The organism is Cognatiyoonia koreensis (assembly GCF_900109295.1).
Lineage (GTDB): Bacteria > Pseudomonadota > Alphaproteobacteria > Rhodobacterales > Rhodobacteraceae > Cognatiyoonia > Cognatiyoonia koreensis.
Genome location: NZ_FOIZ01000002.1, coordinates 1 through 15800, shown reverse-complemented (window position 1 = coordinate 15800; position 15800 = coordinate 1). Strand labels below are relative to the sequence as shown.

At 56.8% G+C, this 15800-nt stretch carries 18 protein-coding genes; 7 read left to right on the top strand and 11 right to left on the bottom strand.

The window, feature by feature from the left end; translation table 11 throughout:
* Positions 1–21 precede the first annotated feature (21 nt).
* Positions 22–540, top strand: a complete 519-nt coding sequence (locus BMY44_RS11790) for a hypothetical protein (protein ID WP_089994963.1) — start codon at positions 22–24, stop codon at positions 538–540.
* Here BMY44_RS11790 and BMY44_RS11785 read toward each other — a convergent pair.
* Together BMY44_RS11785 and BMY44_RS18100 are read right to left on the bottom strand one after the other, a co-directional pair.
* Positions 537–1025, bottom strand: a complete 489-nt coding sequence (locus BMY44_RS11785; protein WP_089994960.1) for a hypothetical protein — start codon at positions 1023–1025, stop codon at positions 537–539. The genes BMY44_RS11790 and BMY44_RS11785 overlap by 4 nt on opposite strands.
* 169 nt (positions 1026–1194) lie before the next feature.
* The gene (locus BMY44_RS18100) at positions 1195–2385 is read right to left on the bottom strand and encodes a hypothetical protein (protein WP_131801604.1); all 1191 of its coding nucleotides are present in this window, start codon (positions 2383–2385) and stop codon (positions 1195–1197) included.
* A 416-nt stretch (positions 2386–2801) separates the two neighbouring features.
* Here BMY44_RS18100 and rpsA point away from each other — a divergent pair, with 416 nt between their 5' ends.
* Positions 2802–4463 (top strand): 30S ribosomal protein S1, encoded by a 1662-nt coding sequence (gene rpsA / locus BMY44_RS11775; protein ID WP_089994957.1) that lies wholly within the window; start codon positions 2802–2804, stop codon positions 4461–4463.
* An 81-nt stretch (positions 4464–4544) separates the two neighbouring features.
* On the opposite strand, the gene BMY44_RS11770 is transcribed toward rpsA, so the two are convergent.
* Entirely contained in the window at positions 4545–5024 is a 480-nt protein-coding gene (locus tag BMY44_RS11770; protein ID WP_089994954.1) for a pyridoxamine 5'-phosphate oxidase family protein, read from the bottom strand.
* Between the two features lie 301 nt (positions 5025–5325).
* On the opposite strand from BMY44_RS11770, the gene ihfB reads away from it, so the two are divergent.
* From ihfB to BMY44_RS18220, 5 genes are all read left to right on the top strand, one after another.
* Complete coding sequence (gene ihfB / locus BMY44_RS11765) at positions 5326–5607, top strand: integration host factor subunit beta (RefSeq protein ID WP_089994950.1); 282 nt, start codon at positions 5326–5328, stop codon at positions 5605–5607.
* 9 nt (positions 5608–5616) lie between these two features.
* Positions 5617–5967: a lipopolysaccharide assembly protein LapA domain-containing protein gene (locus BMY44_RS11760; protein ID WP_089994947.1), complete on the top strand. Its 351-nt coding sequence runs from the start codon at positions 5617–5619 to the stop codon at positions 5965–5967.
* A 4-nt stretch (positions 5968–5971) separates the two neighbouring features.
* Positions 5972–6625, top strand: a complete 654-nt coding sequence (locus BMY44_RS11755; RefSeq protein WP_089994943.1) for a phosphoribosylanthranilate isomerase — start codon at positions 5972–5974, stop codon at positions 6623–6625.
* A 94-nt stretch (positions 6626–6719) separates the two neighbouring features.
* The gene (trpB, locus tag BMY44_RS11750; protein WP_089994941.1) at positions 6720–7952 is read left to right on the top strand and encodes a tryptophan synthase subunit beta; all 1233 of its coding nucleotides are present in this window, start codon (positions 6720–6722) and stop codon (positions 7950–7952) included.
* A gap of 135 nt (positions 7953–8087) precedes the next feature.
* Positions 8088–8690 carry an EF-hand domain-containing protein gene (locus BMY44_RS18220; protein ID WP_165611836.1) on the top strand — a complete coding sequence of 201 codons (603 nt, stop codon included), beginning with the start codon at positions 8088–8090 and terminating at the stop codon, positions 8688–8690.
* Between the two features lie 101 nt (positions 8691–8791).
* On the opposite strand, the gene BMY44_RS11740 is transcribed toward BMY44_RS18220, so the two are convergent.
* The 8 genes from BMY44_RS11740 to BMY44_RS11705 form a co-directional block, all read right to left on the bottom strand.
* Positions 8792–9451 (bottom strand): hypothetical protein, encoded by a 660-nt coding sequence (locus BMY44_RS11740; protein ID WP_089994935.1) that lies wholly within the window; start codon positions 9449–9451, stop codon positions 8792–8794.
* A gap of 3 nt (positions 9452–9454) precedes the next feature.
* Positions 9455–10855, bottom strand: coding sequence for a selenium-binding protein SBP56-related protein (locus BMY44_RS11735; RefSeq protein WP_089994932.1), 1401 nt, complete (start codon positions 10853–10855; stop codon positions 9455–9457).
* Between the two features lie 285 nt (positions 10856–11140).
* Positions 11141–11518, bottom strand: coding sequence for a DUF2237 family protein (locus tag BMY44_RS11730; protein ID WP_089994929.1), 378 nt, complete (start codon positions 11516–11518; stop codon positions 11141–11143).
* Between the two features lie 24 nt (positions 11519–11542).
* Positions 11543–12700: a serine hydrolase domain-containing protein gene (locus BMY44_RS11725; RefSeq protein WP_089994926.1), complete on the bottom strand. Its 1158-nt coding sequence runs from the start codon at positions 12698–12700 to the stop codon at positions 11543–11545.
* On the bottom strand, positions 12697–13728 hold the full coding sequence (locus tag BMY44_RS11720; protein ID WP_089994923.1) for a DUF2332 domain-containing protein: 1032 nt from the start codon (positions 13726–13728) through the stop codon (positions 12697–12699). The genes BMY44_RS11725 and BMY44_RS11720 overlap by 4 nt, the downstream gene beginning before the upstream one ends.
* Positions 13725–14399: an aminoacyl-tRNA hydrolase gene (pth, locus tag BMY44_RS11715; RefSeq protein WP_089994920.1), complete on the bottom strand. Its 675-nt coding sequence runs from the start codon at positions 14397–14399 to the stop codon at positions 13725–13727. Before pth ends, BMY44_RS11720 begins: the two co-directional genes overlap by 4 nt.
* A 112-nt stretch (positions 14400–14511) precedes the next feature.
* Positions 14512–15174, bottom strand: a complete 663-nt coding sequence (locus BMY44_RS11710; RefSeq protein WP_089994918.1) for a 50S ribosomal protein L25/general stress protein Ctc — start codon at positions 15172–15174, stop codon at positions 14512–14514.
* A gap of 148 nt (positions 15175–15322) precedes the next feature.
* The gene (locus tag BMY44_RS11705) at positions 15323–15730 is read right to left on the bottom strand and encodes a DUF1428 domain-containing protein (protein WP_089994915.1); all 408 of its coding nucleotides are present in this window, start codon (positions 15728–15730) and stop codon (positions 15323–15325) included.
* Positions 15731–15800 lie beyond the last annotated feature (70 nt).

Genomic DNA, 15800 nt, shown 5'->3' with positions numbered 1-15800 from the left:
CGCCAAACGAAGGAGACCCTGATGCTGCGCACACTTGCCCTGACCCTCTGCCTTTTTCCTGTTACGCTTACCGCCCAAGAGTCAGAACCTGCAATGACGGCACCGCGCATGGCCGAAATCGTGCTGGCACTGGATGCAGAGGCGCAGATCACGGCCAACGGGATCGAATTTACGGTCGACGACGTGCCGGTCCTGATCGTAATGGACGTGCGGGCCGACCGGATGCGGGCCATGGTGCCAATCCGTGCCGCAACAGAGATGACGCCCGAAGAAATGCTGCGCGTGATGCAGGCAAACTTTGATACGGCACTCGATGCACGCTATGCCATTGCAGGTGATCGCCTGTGGGGCGTCTTCATCCACCCGCTCTCGCCACTCGAAAAAGACCAGCTGATTTCCGGGATCGCCCAAACCGTGAATATCGCCAACACCTATGGCACGCTTTTTACCGGTGGGGCGGCGCAATTCGGGGCCGGTGACTCCGGCGCGCTCCAGCGCAAGTTGTTGGAGGACCTGCTTGAAAAAGGGCAGGATATCTAGCGACGGTGCAGATACGCGGTGAACAGAACGATCCCACCCATCGCAATCCCGGCAATGTGGTCCGACAGACTGGCCCCATGCCGGGGACTGGTAACCTTTAGCAGCTTGGTCCAGTTGGCCGCACTGTCGATCACCCATTGATCGGGCAAACTGGGAAAAAGCTGCTGATAGAAGCTGTAAAAGACCTGCGGTGACAGCACGTAGGCAATGGCAAAAACGCCAAGCCCAAGAACAACGTCAAGCAGCCAGACCGAAATGCGCCAGCGATGGTGACTCATCCGCAGAATGGCCAGTGTTTTCCACGCATTCACCGTTGCGACCGTCAGCAAACCGGAAAGACAGATGGCGATCACGCCGATCTGCCCCACATCCGACAGGGTCCAGAAACTGTCGCCAACATAACCATCAGCGACGCCCGTCCAGACAACAGGAGACGCAGCAACAACAACCAGATGGCAAAGAAGCCAGATAAACAGTGTGCGCATGGGTCCATTTTTCGGTGTCTGTGAACGCAGCGTTCAACTTAGTGATCACACCTGAGACGGTCCAATCGTTAATGCGGCAACAGCGTATTGTACCATATCCAACAATGCGCCCGCAAAGTGCAAGAGCCGACATTCAGGGCCCGGCGCATGGCCGAACCCTGATCTTTCATCAGAACAGGAAATCGTCCACTGCGGCAAACATGCCGCCATCGCCATCCAGGCCCGGCTGGGTCAGGCCATAGGTCGGATCCAGCAGTTCTGGATTCAGTGTCACATTCGCATCTACGTAGTCAGCCGCAGGCTGTGTCAGGCCGTAACCGGGGCCTTGCACCGTCACAACCCCATCGCCCGATCCGCCTACACCCAGAACGCCGGGTTGGGTCAGGCCGCCAAGGCCATCGTCAGGCGCGTCGTCGTCGTCATCCGACCCGAAGTCAAAGTGATCTGGCAAATCATCCTCGCCACCGCAGCCTTCGCCGTCGGCCGGTGTGGTTGTGGTTTGCCCTGTCTTGTCTTCCGGACCAGTTTCTCCGCCATTTTCGCCATCCTTTCCATCGGTGCCCGTGTTGCCATTATTGCCGTCCGTGCCGGTGCTACCATCGCCACCGTCGGACCCGGTGTTTCCGTCACTCCCGTCCGTTCCAGTGCTGCCGTCGCCACCATCAGACCCGGAATTGCCATCGCCGCCATCTGTGCCGGTTGATCCATCCGTGCCATCGGTTCCGTTGCCGTCATTGCCCCCATTTTTCAGGTCTTCGACGCTTTCATAGGTGCCGTTGTGATGTTCCCATCCGACAAGGTTGCCGTCCGCGTCATAGCGGGGCTCAACCAGAATGGTGTGCTTCCCGCCCTTCCACATGCCGTCGATCTCACCTTTTTCGTTGTAATGGGGATCACCGTCATTCTGGCCGTCAGGACGAGGCGTGTTGAAGATGTCGATCGGGCCGCTTCCGTTCTGTTGCGACTCGTCCGGGCCGGGCAGGGCATTGCCCTTGCTGTCCACGACATGGCCCTGTTCGCCGCCATCAAACAGCGTGCCCTGACCGCCAAGACCGCCGCCAAAATCGGGACCTGTGCCTGTCTGATCCAGCCCAAAGCCATGATCGAACTGATCGCCAAAACGGCCTGCATCGACCAGGTCGAAAGCGGTTTCTCCATGACCTTCCAGCATGGCTGCAAAGGCATCAGGGGTGCCAAGCAGGGCATCAAGTGCCGTGTTGGGGTCAACACCGGCCTTTGCGGCAGCTTCCAGATAAGCGGATTCTGCAATCAGCTTTGCCAACTCACCGGCGTCCATCGTCGCGGACAGGTCGGTGTCTGCCTTCAATGTCAGTTCTTTGATCTGTGTTTTCAATTCCATTATCAAATCCTTGTTTTTGCTCGTAATTCAAAAGCCCGCAAACGTGTCGGGCGTGTTGGACATCTCTGAAATGAGAGAATACGGCAGACCTATCGCGACCGGTTTGCGCTCTGACAGTCAGGAAAACCGGACGGTCGGGTTTTCCTCACCACTCTTTTGGGGGGATTTGCGGCGGCAGAACGCCTGTTTTGAAGGGCAAACAGCCTTGCCTTATGGTTTTCCATACCCTATACGCCGCCGTGTCTAAGCGTCGAGACAGGCGCGGACGAGGGACTTGAGCGGGGTTGGTGTTTCACCAGCCCTGTTATTTTTCGGCCCCTTGGCCATTGACCAACTGAAATCCAAAGACCGGCGGAGACAACCGCACGGCCCGTATAAAAACTAGATTAGGAAAAATCTGCCACATGGCTAACACAATGGAAGAGTTTGAAGCACTCTTGAACGAAAGCTTCGAAATTGACACGCCCTCCGAGGGATCAGTTGTCAAAGGCAAGGTCATCGCAATCGAAGCGGGACAAGCCATCATCGACGTCGGCTACAAAATGGAAGGCCGCGTTGATCTGAAAGAATTTGCAAATCCCGGCGAAGACGCTGAAATCAACGTTGGCGACACTGTCGAAGTGTTCCTGCGTCAGGTTGAGAACGCCCGTGGCGAAGCAGTTATCTCTCGCGAGATGGCCCGCCGCGAAGAAGCATGGGATCGTCTCGAAAAAGCCTATGCTGACGAAGAACGTGTTGACGGTGCCATCTTCGGCCGCGTCAAAGGCGGCTTTACTGTTGATCTGGGCGGCGCTGTTGCGTTCCTTCCCGGCTCGCAGGTCGATGTGCGCCCCGTGCGCGATGCTGGCCCACTGATGGGTCTCAAGCAGCCGTTCCAGATCCTCAAGATGGACCGTCGCCGTGGCAACATCGTTGTATCCCGCCGTGCGATCCTTGAAGAATCCCGTGCTGAACAACGTGCCGAAGTTATTGGCAACCTGACTGAAGGTCAGGAAGTTGACGGCGTGGTCAAGAACATCACCGAATACGGTGCGTTCGTTGACCTTGGTGGCGTTGACGGGCTTCTGCACGTGACCGACATGGCGTGGCGCCGTGTGAACCACCCGTCTGAAATCCTTACCATCGGTGAAACGATCAAGGTGCAGGTCATCAAGATCAACAAGGAAACACACCGTATCAGCCTTGGCATGAAGCAGCTGCAGGCCGATCCATGGGACGCAGTCGAAGCCAAGTACACACTTGATTCCGTGCACATGGGCCGCGTGACCAACATCACCGACTACGGCGCATTTGTTGAACTGGAACCAGGCGTCGAAGGTCTGGTGCACGTTTCCGAAATGTCCTGGACAAAGAAGAACGTACACCCGGGCAAGATCGTATCGACCTCTCAGGAAGTCGAAGTCATGGTTCTGGAAATCGACTCTGCAAAGCGTCGCGTTTCTCTTGGTCTCAAGCAGACCATGCGCAACCCATGGGAAGTCTTTGCCGAAACCCACCCCGAGGGGACCGAGGTTGAAGGCGAAGTCAAAAACATCACCGAATTCGGTCTGTTTGTTGGCCTCGAAGGCGACATCGACGGCATGGTTCACCTGTCCGACCTGACATGGGAAGGCCGTGGCGAAGACGTCATCGGTGATTTCCGCAAGGGCGACATCGTAAAAGCCAAGGTTGCCGAAGTCGACGTCGAGAAAGAGCGTATCTCGCTTTCCATCAAGGCGCTGGACGGTGATCCGTTCGCTGACGCAATTGGCGGCGTAAAGCGCGGTTCGATCATCACCGTCGAGGTGACCAAGATCGAAGACGGCGGCATCGAGGTAGAATACGAAGGCATGAAGTCGTTCATCCGTCGTTCCGACTTGTCCCGTGACCGTGCCGAACAGCGTCCAGAGCGTTTTGGCGTCGGTGACAAGGTCGACGTTCGCGTCACCAACATCGATTCCAAGACCCGCAAGCTGGGTCTCTCGATCAAGGCACGCGAAATCGCAGAAGAAAAAGAAGCCGTCGAACAGTTCGGTTCATCCGACTCCGGCGCATCGCTTGGCGATATCCTTGGTGCAGCACTCAAGGGCGACGAATAAACATTTTCGTCAGGTTCGCAAAATCAAAAGCCCCGCTGGAAACAGCGGGGCTTTTTGCATGTCCGGGGCGACTGGGTCCGGTCACATTGACAGTTTGGCATTATCACCAAGATTGGGACCATGGTCGCTGAAATAGGCCTTCGTCATTTCGACCGCCATCGAGACCGCGCCCTTGTCGTTGTCCCAGTATTCGGCCTGTGACGGATCAATCGTGATCACGGCGACATCCGCGTTTTCGGCACCACCGGAAAAGAATACATCGCAATACGGGCCCCAAAGTTTCTTGATCAGGTCGCGGTCATGGCTGACGTGGCCGGTTCCCGAAACAGACGCGTAAAGCATCTTCTTTTCGTCAGCAAAGCTCAGGCAAAGATTATTGTCGCGGCAAAGCTCGTCGATCTTGTGGCTGTCGTTGTCGGTGACGAAGCGGATCGTGCGCGCATCTTCATCAATGAACGCGGCCATGGGGCGGGCGCGGATAACGGTGCCGTCGTGGGTTGTGACCATCGCTGCGGTCATGCCGGAAATAATCTCCCAGAAACGGGCGTGCTCGGTGGTCATGGTTTGGCTCCTGTTTTGTCAGCGAAAGAACCCTCCAACGCTGCTCTTGTTCCATTGGGCGTTCGAGGAACATGCGTGATTGCCCCCGAATCGGTCGTGATGCGGCGGGCGCAAATTGGGGTGCGGCGCGCGCAACATCTGAAAAGGTATCCTTAATCAAGGGCTTGCCACCCCAACTTTGGCCAAAGTTTTTCAATTTTGGCTGAAAAAGGTCGTTGTCATGCTATTCAACGCGCGTAGGTTTGTGCGTATAGTCGGCAAGATGTGCTGCCGCGCGTGAAACATGTCCTGGGGGGCCCCTATGATCCGTTCTGAGTTGATTCAAAAAATCGCAGACGAAAACCCGCACCTGTATCAACGAGACGTCGAACGCATCGTGAATACCATCTTCGAAGAAATTACCGGTGCCATGTCCAATGGTGACCGTGTCGAACTGCGCGGCTTTGGTGCGTTCTCGGTCAAGAAGCGCGACCAGCGGACCGGTCGCAACCCGCGCACCGGCGAAGCGGTGCAGGTCGAAGAAAAACACGTGCCTTTCTTCAAGACGGGCAAACTGCTACGTGACCGACTGAACGGTCATTAAGAGGCAACCATGAAAACCATTCGTTACGCGTTCTGGGCTATCGTTGCGCTGTGCCTGATCCTTGTCGGTCTCGGGAACACAGCGATGGTCACTGTGCGTGCCATGCCTGAAGCGATCAGCAACCTGCTGAACATTTCGCCAGACGTGCAATTGCCGCTGTTCGTCGTGATCTTTATCGGCGTTGCGGCAGGCCTGATGATCGGTTTTCTCTGGGAATGGGTGCGTGAACATCGCATTCGCTCTGACGCGCGCGCCAAGACCCGCGAGGCAGAGGCACTCAAGCGCGAAGTTGCTGATTTGCGCGCATCCAAAGCGCAAGAGAACGGCGACGATATCCTCGCCCTGATCGACGCACGCTAGGATCATGTCCACTGATGTAAGGGTCAAGATCTGCGGTCTGCGGACAATCGAAGACGTGAATGCAGCAGCCCGTGCAGGTGCGAACTACATCGGGCTGAATTTCTTCCCAAAATCTCCGCGCTTTGTATCATTCGCCGACGCGCGCGATCTGGCAATCGAAACACCCGTGGGCATTGCCAAGGTCGCCTTGGTCGTGAACGCCGATGACGCCACGCTTGACTCCCTGACAGCACAAGTGCCAGTGGATATCCTGCAACTGCACGGCAGCGAAACGCCTGACCGTGTGGCCGAAATCCGGACCCGCTATGGCCTGCCGGTCATGAAAGTGCTGGGGATCTCCACCGCCGCTGATCTGGACGCCATAGACACGTACAGCACGGTTGCCGATCAGATCATGGTCGACGCCAAACCGCCAAAGGACGCGGTCCTGCCGGGCGGCAACGGTGTGGCCTTCGACTGGACGCTTCTGGCAAACCGCAAATACTGGACAACCCCCTGGATGCTTGCGGGCGGCCTGACGCCCGACAACGTGGCTGACGCGATCCGGCTGACAGGCGCAAAACAGGTCGATGTCGCATCAGGTGTCGAAAGCGCGCCGGGCGTAAAGGATGCCCAGCTGATGGCAGCGTTCTGCAAGGCAGCAACCCAAGCGGGCTGACCCCTTTCGGCTGGCCATCGTGCGACCCTCTATCACTTTACCCTTCTGCCGGTTCGGGCTAGTGCTTACCGACAGAAAAGTTGAAAGCGGACCCATGGCAAACGATCTCTTCAATTCCTTCATGACCGGCCCCGACGAAAAAGGACGGTTCGGTGATTTTGGTGGGCGTTTTGTCAGTGAAACGTTGATGCCGCTGATCCTCGAACTGGAGGAACAGTACGAGAATGCAAAAACGGACGAGTCGTTCTGGGCCGAGATGCACGACCTCTGGACCCACTACGTCGGTCGCCCGTCGCCGCTGTATCATGCCGAACGTCTGACCGAACGGCTGGGCGGGGCCAAGATTTACCTCAAGCGTGATGAACTCAACCATACCGGCGCACACAAGATCAACAACGTACTCGGCCAGATCATCCTCGCCCGTCGCATGGGCAAGACCCGGATCATTGCTGAAACAGGGGCTGGTCAGCACGGGGTCGCAACGGCAACGGTTTGTGCCAAATTCGGGCTGAAATGCATCGTCTACATGGGCGCACATGATGTCGAACGGCAGGCCCCGAACGTGTTCCGCATGCGTCTTCTGGGGGCAGAGGTCGTGCCGGTCACATCTGGGCGTGGCACGCTCAAGGACGCGATGAACGACGCTCTGCGGGACTGGGTCACAAACGTGCGGGATACGTTCTATTGCATCGGCACAGTGGCGGGTCCGCACCCTTATCCTGCGATGGTCCGCGACTTTCAGGCGATCATCGGCAAGGAAACAAAGGAACAGATGCAAGCCGCAGAAGGGCGTCTGCCGGATACGATCATTGCCGCCATCGGCGGTGGCTCGAACGCGATGGGGCTGTTCTACCCATTCCTTGACGACAAAGACGTCAACATCATCGGGGTCGAGGCAGGCGGCAAAGGCGTGAATGCCAAGATGGAGCATTGCGCCTCACTGACCGGCGGTCGCCCGGGCGTGTTGCACGGCAACCGGACATATCTGCTGCAAGATGACGACGGCCAGATCCTCGAAGGTTTTTCGATCTCCGCCGGGCTCGACTATCCCGGTATTGGGCCAGAACATTCATGGCTGCACGAAATCGGTCGGGCGAAATACGTCTCAATCACTGACAAGGAAGCGCTGGAAGCCTTCCAGCTTTGCTGTGAACTCGAAGGCATCATCCCGGCGCTCGAACCATCCCACGCGCTTGCGCACGTCATGAAGATCGCGCCAGACCTGCCCAAGGACCACTTGCTGGTGATGAATATGTGCGGCCGTGGGGATAAAGACATCTTTACCGTCGCCAAGCACCTCGGCTTTGAAATGGGCAAATTTGCCTGATGGATTCAGGTTTTCGCCGATTTATTAAGCGATTCTGAAAAAAAATCCAGCTTTAGCCGCTTTGTGACCACATTTGTCGCCATACATGTGAAAAACGTGATGTTTCCTGCATTGCGTCCACTGAAAGGATGACTTGTGCTTAAATTACTCTCTTCTTCGACTGCTGTGATGGCGCTTCTGGCAACACAGGCAACGTCGCAAACGAACTTCTCCACGATTGATGCAAATGGCGACAACGTGCTGAGCTACGCAGAACTGGTAGCAACGTTTGGTACAGCAGGTGCCGACGCACTTGTTGCCAAAAGCGATCGCAACGGTGACCGCTCCGTAACAGTTGCAGAATTGTCAGAAGACTCTTCTGGCAATGATAACGACAGCAATCGTCGGACCAGTGCGGACGATGAAGATGAAGATGACAATGATGATCGCGGGGATCGTCGTAAGCCGCGCAGCAACGCAAATGACGATGATGATGACCAAGGCCGCGATAGCCGCGACGATGATGATGACGATCAAGATCGTGAAGACGATGACGACGATCAAGGCGAAGATGACAACGAAGATCAGGGTCGCGATGACGACGATGACGACGATGATCAAGATCGTGACGAAGACGATGATCGCGACGACGAAGACGAAGACGAAGACGACGATGACGACGAAGATGAAGACGACGACGATGATGACAATGATGACGACGATGACGACGATGACGACGATGATGACGACGACAATTAAGGCTTGACCAATCGTCTTTGATCACTTGAAACACTGCCACATAGTGTCAGCCTGTCCCCTTGGGGCAGGCTTTTCTTTTGCGAAGAATCGGGTCTTCGGCGCTAATGTCCCAGCGTGATCCCTAAGGTGCCGACGCCAATCAGGCTCAGCGCCCAGACCACGTCCAGGTTGAACCAGGACCGCGACAGGAACTGCATACCCAGCCAGAAATACATGCCCGCGGCCAGCGCTCCGCCCGCTATCGTCATGGCCAGCGTATGGGTGGTTGCCACTGCGAAAGCGACGCCAATGTTCGACGACATCAGGATGCCAGCGGCCTTGTGCCCGCCTTCCAGTTGATCCGCCGCACAGATGCCCAGATAGATCGGCACCAGCATCAAACCGGCACCATGCGCCATCGCAGCCAGAAATGACCAAAGGCCAAGCTTGCTTGGCTTGACGCGGGCCAGAAAGCGCGGATGCCTGCGATTGATCAATAGGTAGACGCCTAACGCGATCACCAGCAAACCGGCTCCGATCCTGATTTCGGACGCAAAATCGACCAGCACGAACATCATCGAAAACGGCAGCAGAATCGCGGCCATCGCAACGAAATGGCCGAACGCCAGCCAGACCAATGCACGGGGCAGGGCGGCTGACTTACGCTCGAACAAGGCGGCCGACACAGCAAGCGGCCAGCCCATGCCAGGGTTCAGTCCGTGATACAGACCGGACAGGACGACGGCCCCCCAAAGGGCCATCATCGATGTTGTCGGATCCATCGCCTAGACGTTTGGATAGCAGAAACTGTCGGTCGAACAGTCGCCGCCTTCCAACCTGATCTGGTGCGACCGCAATCCTTTCGGAAAGTCGACATAGAAATCCTTGTCGAGCGTCAACCCACCATCCTTGCCAACCCGCGCCATGACCATCTGGCCGCCTTCATCGTCGGGATAGAACTGGTCGTCCCACGTGGAATAAAGCGAGTTGGTCCAATAGACGCGCTCGCCATCACGGCTGATCTCGACCATCTGCGGACCATAGGCAAAGGGTTTGCCGTTCACGTGTTTGGTACCCTTGGCAATTCCGCCCAGTTCGACCTTGCCTGCCAGCTTGGGGTTCATCGGATCACTGACATCGTACTGGTGCATTTCACCTAGACCCCAGCACGCGACATAAAGAAAGCGGTCATCAAGGCTAAGGTCAATGTCCGTCACAAGTGGCGGCACAGCCTCGAAACCCTGTAGCAGGGGCGGCAGGTTCTCTGGCTTTTCGGGACGCGGGTCAATCGTGATCGTCTTCTTGGCCTGCCACGTACCGTCGTCATCGCGCCACCACGTAAAGATTGCGCCTTGCAGGTTGGTGGTATCCACAACCACCCCGCAGAAACCGTATGATTTTGCCGGATCATGGGCCGGGCGAATTTCCAGCGCCATCTGATAATTCTCACCAAAATCAATGGTCTGGATGTTCTTGCGCTTGCGCAAATCCCAGAAGTGGATCGAATGGCCGTATTTGTTGGACAGCAAGTCTTCGGGGACAACGCCATTCTCGAACTGCGGGGGCAGGCCCCATTCGGAACTGACCATGTAATCCTGCGGCAAATTCCACCAGAAATCATAGTGCTTGTCCTGCTTGCCGCGATCCATTTCATAACGGCCAATGATTTCGAAGGTCTCACAGTCCATGATGAAGATGCCCGGAGGACCGTCAGTGCCGTCTTCGCCACCGCCACCAAGGGTAGAGACATAAATCCCCTCGGGCCCGCAATGGATTGTATGGGGGCGCGAATAACCGGTCTTGGCAAAGACTTCTTCGGGTTCGATGATCTTGTGGATTTTCGCCTTCAGCGGCTCTTTCACGTCGATGATATAGATGCGGGACGACCGGATGCCCGGCACGATCAGATAGCGGCGCTCCAGAAAGGCATGGCCCGTCAACGGCGAAAGCGACGAAGAACAGGCATTCCAGCCAAAGTGGTGAAATTCATCGCCCTTGTTGGGCACGATCACCTTGTGGACAATTTGGCCGTACGTCTTTGATTTTGGATTCACATCAACAACGGCAATTCCGTCGGATTGCGATCCGTCAGGCGAGAGCATCACCGTAAAGGCGAAATTCTCGGTTGGGGCCTGCATCGCAAGTTGCGGTGTGGCGTGAAACGTCGGATCAGGTCTCAAGTTCACGGTGTATCCTCCCAGATATCTTTGTCGTCTTCCCTATTTGTCTTTCAGCGGATGCCCTTCCTTGTGCCACGTCATCCTTGGTGCGCGGTGTGAACCGCCCAGCAACGGCCACCAAGTCTAAATGTCAGACAATTAGATGAGAGAAGATTTTACATTGCAAGATTTTTCTCTCGCGCGGCTCAAGGAGCCCCGATGCACCACGCGAAAAGAACAGCGCGAAAGCGGACTCAATGATGCGCGCAATTTATGACAGTGCAATGATTCAAAGCAAAAAAAAGGCGGAACTCAGACAGCACTTTCGTCGTAAAGCTCAAGGACATCGCCGGGGACAATTTCAAGCGCACGCACATGCGTTGCGGCCAAATTGACCTTCGGCGCACAGCCTTCTTCATGGGCCTGCATGAAGCGGGACGCGCAAAGACACCAAGAATCGCCAGGCTTCAATCCGACAAAACCGAACTCTGGGCGCGGTGTAGAAAGGTCGTTACCGACGTACTTCGAAAAGGCCAGAAACTCGGCCGTCATCACTGCGCAAACGGTATGGCTGCCTGCGTCCTGTGCGCAGGTATCGCAAGCCCCGTTGCGAAAGAAGCCGGTCATCGGATCAGTGGAACAGCTTTCCAAAGTGCCGCCAAGAACATTGAGTGAGGGATCTTTTTCCATAACCACCAACCTAACCCGTCAATATCATTCGTCAAAAAGTGCGGCGATCTCTGCAAACATCGCCATGTTTTGATCGGCAACGCCCGCTTCACGAAACAGCCTGTCTGCCGCGTTGGTGGCAATCACGACATTCCGGTTCTGATCGACATAGATATACTGTCCATAAATCCCCTGCCCGTGAAAGACACCCGGTGGCGCACCTGCTGGCATCCACCACTGATAGCCGTATCCCATCCCGTTCGCCTTGGGGGCGCTTGCGGTGGTCGACGCGGCGACCCAGTCTTTAGGGACGATCTGTTGACCCTGCCATGTGCCGCCATTGGCGAACATCTGTGCGAACCGTGCGTTGTCACGGGTACGCAGGTTCAACCCGCCAAGGGCGAAGGCAACGCCATATCCGTCCGTCAGATAAAAGGGGTCAGCCTCAAGACCCAACGGAGCGATCACCTTTTCGGTCATCAGTTCAGGTAAGGAACGTTCTGTGGCACCCCGCAAGACCATACTCAGCACATGGGTATCAATCGACACGTACTTCCATACTTCACCCGGTGCGGCCGACGTATCCTGAAGACCGGCGGCAAACGCATCCATCGAACCGCCAAGGGCAATGACACGCCCCATCTTGTTGATGTCCGAATTGAAGTCCAAGTAGTCCTCGTCGAACACCACGCCCGACGACATCTGCAAGACGTCCTTGATGCGCGCGCCATCATAAGCGGTGCCAGTCAGTGCTGGGGCATACAGGGTGACAGGATCATCGATACTGGCGATAGCGCCTTCATCCACCAGAATGCCGAAAAGCGCAGACATCCAGCTTTTGGATATCGACCAGGCGATGCGCAAATCCTCGGCTTCGGTGCCTTGATAATACTCTTCAAATACGATTGCTCCATCGTGCAGCACGACCATCGCGGTCACGTTCCGCTCAGTAACCCAATGGTCGTAGCCTGCAGGCATCTCGGCAGGCGTACCCGCTGGCAGCGGACTCACCGGCGTGTCGCCACGCGACATGCTGCGGACCAGAAACAAATCGTCCATACCGCTGAAGTTCGACACGATCCGGTCTTCCGCGAACAGGCTGTTCACTGCCATCAATCGCGTGATCTCTTCGCGTTTCCACAGGCCGACCACGACAATCGCCAATACAAGCGCTAGCAGGATGCGCAGAATCCACCGTCTCATTCGTCTTTCCACTCTACCCAGCGACCGTGAAAATCGGCGCGGCCAAGGTCCTTGGTTTCGTTTCCAGGCCAGATGCGCAAGGTTAGCGCGGCACCACGCGCGCCCCCGTCGTTTTCCATCCCGAACCAGGCCAGCGGCGCGTCCTCGGTCGCTTTTGCACCTGCAGCCGAAATCAGGGACGTGCCAAGCACTTGTTTCTCTGCTGGAAAATACTGCCACGCGACGGTGGAATAGATCAGGTGCGCCTGTCCCGGCGCATGGTCCAGTCGCTTGGCCAACCAGTCGATTGCATCCGCACGTGTCACCGGCGCGTTAGCCACCTTGATCGCCGCCAGCGTCAGCGCCATGCGTTCAGGCTGGTCAGCCCATAGATAGGCCTGCAGGCGCAATGCATCTTCTGGATCGTGTGGATCAAGCGGGTTCAAATCGACACCTTCGCGCGCAGCAATGGTCGGTTCCTGCGCGGGCGGCAGGGGGCCGGACCAGTCCGGTGTCAGACGCGCGGCGGGGTGGGGCGGTCCAAATACCTGCCCATCAATGTTTAGCGCAAAGCGGTCAAACATCAGGTTCAAACCACCGCTCGCGCCCAGTTCGGACAGGCGGATCGGCAACCCAAAGCGTTCATGCAAATAGTGCCCGACAGGGATCAATGTGACACAGCGGCGGACCTCGTTGGTCTGGGGTGGGCTGGCCATCCACGTAGTCAGGAACGCCTCTTGCGCGACCATGACCTTGCAGACAGCCTGCCAAAGCGTATCGTCAGATACGTCTTGCGGCGGATAGGCAGCAGTCAGCGTCACATCGCCCTTCAGCTTTAGCGCATGAAGCCCGCCGCACAACCGCAACGGCACGGATTGGGCGCGCGGCGACAAATCACCGCTCCAGCCAAAGACTTTGTCACGCACACGTCCTTCAGGCCAATCACGCGATCCGAACAAGGCGCAAAGCCGGGCCATGAAGGGCGAACCAAGGCTGGCGCAGGCTATTCCTTGTTCGTGAAATGCCGCACGGACGACTTCGGGCTTCATTTGAAGCGATCCACCAGTTTCTGGAGGGCAGAGCGATCGTCAACCGGCTCGGGTTCCGGTTCTGGCACCGGCTGGGGTTTCGGCTTGGTGGTCGAAGATCGCGGCGGGGCCACACGCAGCGCGATGGCATTCAAAAACCTGCCGCTGTCACCCGCAACAAGGTCTGCGATGCCGTCCGAGACCCCACGCAAGACATCATCCAGCCAAGTGGCATCCGCCTTCGGAAAGTCGCGCAACACATACCCCGGCACCGCATCCTTGTGCCCCGGATGCCCGATCCCCATGCGCACGCGGTCGTAGTCCGGGCCGATATGACCATGGATCGACCGCAAACCGTTGTGGCCGGCATGACCACCACCTGTCTTGACGCGCACCTTGCCCGGGGCAAGGTCGAGTTCGTCGTGAAAAACGATGACATCAGCGGGATCAAGCTTGTGAAAACGCATCGCCTCTCCGACAGATTGGCCTGACAGGTTCATGAATGTTTCAGGCTTGAGCAGGATCACCTTGTCCGACCCGAAACGCCCTTCGGTGACAGATCCCTGAAACTTCGACCGCCAGGGGCCAAAGCCATGATCGGATACAATCCGATCCACGGCCATGAACCCTATGTTATGGCGGTTCTGGGCGTATTTCGCACCGGGATTTCCAAGGCCGACAATCAGTTTCATGGGCGCACTCTAAAAGACAACAGGCGCAGACAACAACCCGTCCCGTGGGGTGGCAGCATGCAAAAAGGGCACCCGGTCAGGGTGCCCTTTCAAATGGTCAAAAGCGGGAAGATTACTCTTCGCCACCATCCTCGGCTTCGTCCGTTGTCGGGACTTCGTCGGCTGCAACTTCTTCGGTCTCGTCGTCATCGTCGGCGGCCAGCGCACGTGGTGCCTGGATGTTGGCGATCACAAAGTCACGGTCGCTGATGACGGATGTCGCACCCTCTGGCAGCGTAACGCTGCTGATCGAAATGGTATCACCGATTTCAGCACCGGCAAGATCAACCTCGATCTGATCGGGAATGTCACCGGCAAGAACGTCAAGTTCGATTTCGTTGCGCACAACGGTCAGAACTCCGCCCTTTTTCACGCCGGGGCATGTTTCTTCGTTCAGGAAGTTGACGGGAATGAAGATCTTCACGCGGCTTGTGCGCTTCAGGCGCATCAGGTCGATATGTGTCGGCAGATCCTTGACAACGTCACGCTGGACACCGCGGCAGATCACGCGGACATCATCATGACCGTCAACCTTGAGGTTGAACAGCGTCGACATGAAACGGCCCTTGCGCAGGCGTGTCAGCAATTTGTTGAAGTCAATGTTGATGGGAAGTGGATCAGCGCCACCACCATAAACAATGCCAGGTACGTCGCCGTTACGGCGAGCAGAGCGGGCGGCCCCCTTGCCTGTCCCCGCGCGTACCGTGGCGTTCAGATCAGGGATCGTATCAGCCATAGTATATTCCTATAATGTAGGGGCCCGCCTCCAAGGGTGTCCGAGCCCGATGAAGCCTGCGCTATAGGGGGAATCGGGCTGATTGGGAAGGGGGTAATTTGATAGAGCGCGTATGTCTGGTTTGCGGACAAAGCGGACATTGACTACTTCAGCTGATGTCGAGTTCGACGGTAAATCCACCGGCTATTAGTTTGCTGCCATCGAAAACTGGCTCTTCCGCCATCGTGGCCTGGATGCGCGCGTCCGAGACGACGGCTTCGATTCCGCGATCTCGAGCCTCGCGGTCTGGCCATTCGGTGATCGAAACGACCACTGTCTCGCCCTCGGCTGCACCAGCGAGTTTTCGGAAGTTCGGAAGGTTCCCCGCGGCATAGTTCGCCATTGCATCTTCGGCGTGGAAGTTCTCATCGGCGCTGGCGTCGTCATCCTGCCAGAAATCCGTTACGCGTGACGCTCCGAACTCGCGGTAGATCTTCGCCATGCGTTCGGAGAAGCGAAGGTAGGCTTCCTTTCCATTTGCAGCTACGGGAAAGATCGTGATGTCGCAGAATGGCATGGTCACAGTCCAGATATCTCAACCCACTGTCCGCCATTATCGCCGTCCAGACAAGGATGCCAGAGGGCTC

Excerpts from the sequence above, each read along its gene's own strand:
- BMY44_RS18100 (WP_131801604.1), bottom strand. The coding sequence starts at position 2,385 with ATGGAATTGAAAACACAGATCAAAGAACTGACATTGAAGGCAGACACC.
- rpsA (WP_089994957.1), top strand. The coding sequence starts at position 2,802 with ATGGAAGAGTTTGAAGCACTCTTGAACGAAAGCTTCGAAATTGACACG.
- BMY44_RS11785 (WP_089994960.1), bottom strand. The coding sequence starts at position 1,025 with ATGCGCACACTGTTTATCTGGCTTCTTTGCCATCTGGTTGTTGTTGCT.
- BMY44_RS11755 (WP_089994943.1), top strand. The coding sequence starts at position 5,972 with ATGTCCACTGATGTAAGGGTCAAGATCTGCGGTCTGCGGACAATCGAA.
- BMY44_RS11790 (WP_089994963.1), top strand. The coding sequence starts at position 22 with ATGCTGCGCACACTTGCCCTGACCCTCTGCCTTTTTCCTGTTACGCTT.
- ihfB (WP_089994950.1), top strand. The coding sequence starts at position 5,326 with ATGATCCGTTCTGAGTTGATTCAAAAAATCGCAGACGAAAACCCGCAC.
- trpB (WP_089994941.1), top strand. The coding sequence starts at position 6,720 with ATGGCAAACGATCTCTTCAATTCCTTCATGACCGGCCCCGACGAAAAA.
- BMY44_RS11720 (WP_089994923.1), bottom strand. The coding sequence starts at position 13,728 with ATGAAGCCCGAAGTCGTCCGTGCGGCATTTCACGAACAAGGAATAGCC.
- BMY44_RS11740 (WP_089994935.1), bottom strand. The coding sequence starts at position 9,451 with ATGGATCCGACAACATCGATGATGGCCCTTTGGGGGGCCGTCGTCCTG.
- BMY44_RS11770 (WP_089994954.1), bottom strand. The coding sequence starts at position 5,024 with ATGACCACCGAGCACGCCCGTTTCTGGGAGATTATTTCCGGCATGACC.
- pth (WP_089994920.1), bottom strand. The coding sequence starts at position 14,399 with ATGAAACTGATTGTCGGCCTTGGAAATCCCGGTGCGAAATACGCCCAG.
- BMY44_RS11710 (WP_089994918.1), bottom strand. The coding sequence starts at position 15,174 with ATGGCTGATACGATCCCTGATCTGAACGCCACGGTACGCGCGGGGACA.
- BMY44_RS11725 (WP_089994926.1), bottom strand. The coding sequence starts at position 12,700 with ATGAGACGGTGGATTCTGCGCATCCTGCTAGCGCTTGTATTGGCGATT.
- BMY44_RS11705 (WP_089994915.1), bottom strand. The coding sequence starts at position 15,730 with ATGCCATTCTGCGACATCACGATCTTTCCCGTAGCTGCAAATGGAAAG.
- BMY44_RS11730 (WP_089994929.1), bottom strand. The coding sequence starts at position 11,518 with ATGGAAAAAGATCCCTCACTCAATGTTCTTGGCGGCACTTTGGAAAGC.
- BMY44_RS11760 (WP_089994947.1), top strand. The coding sequence starts at position 5,617 with ATGAAAACCATTCGTTACGCGTTCTGGGCTATCGTTGCGCTGTGCCTG.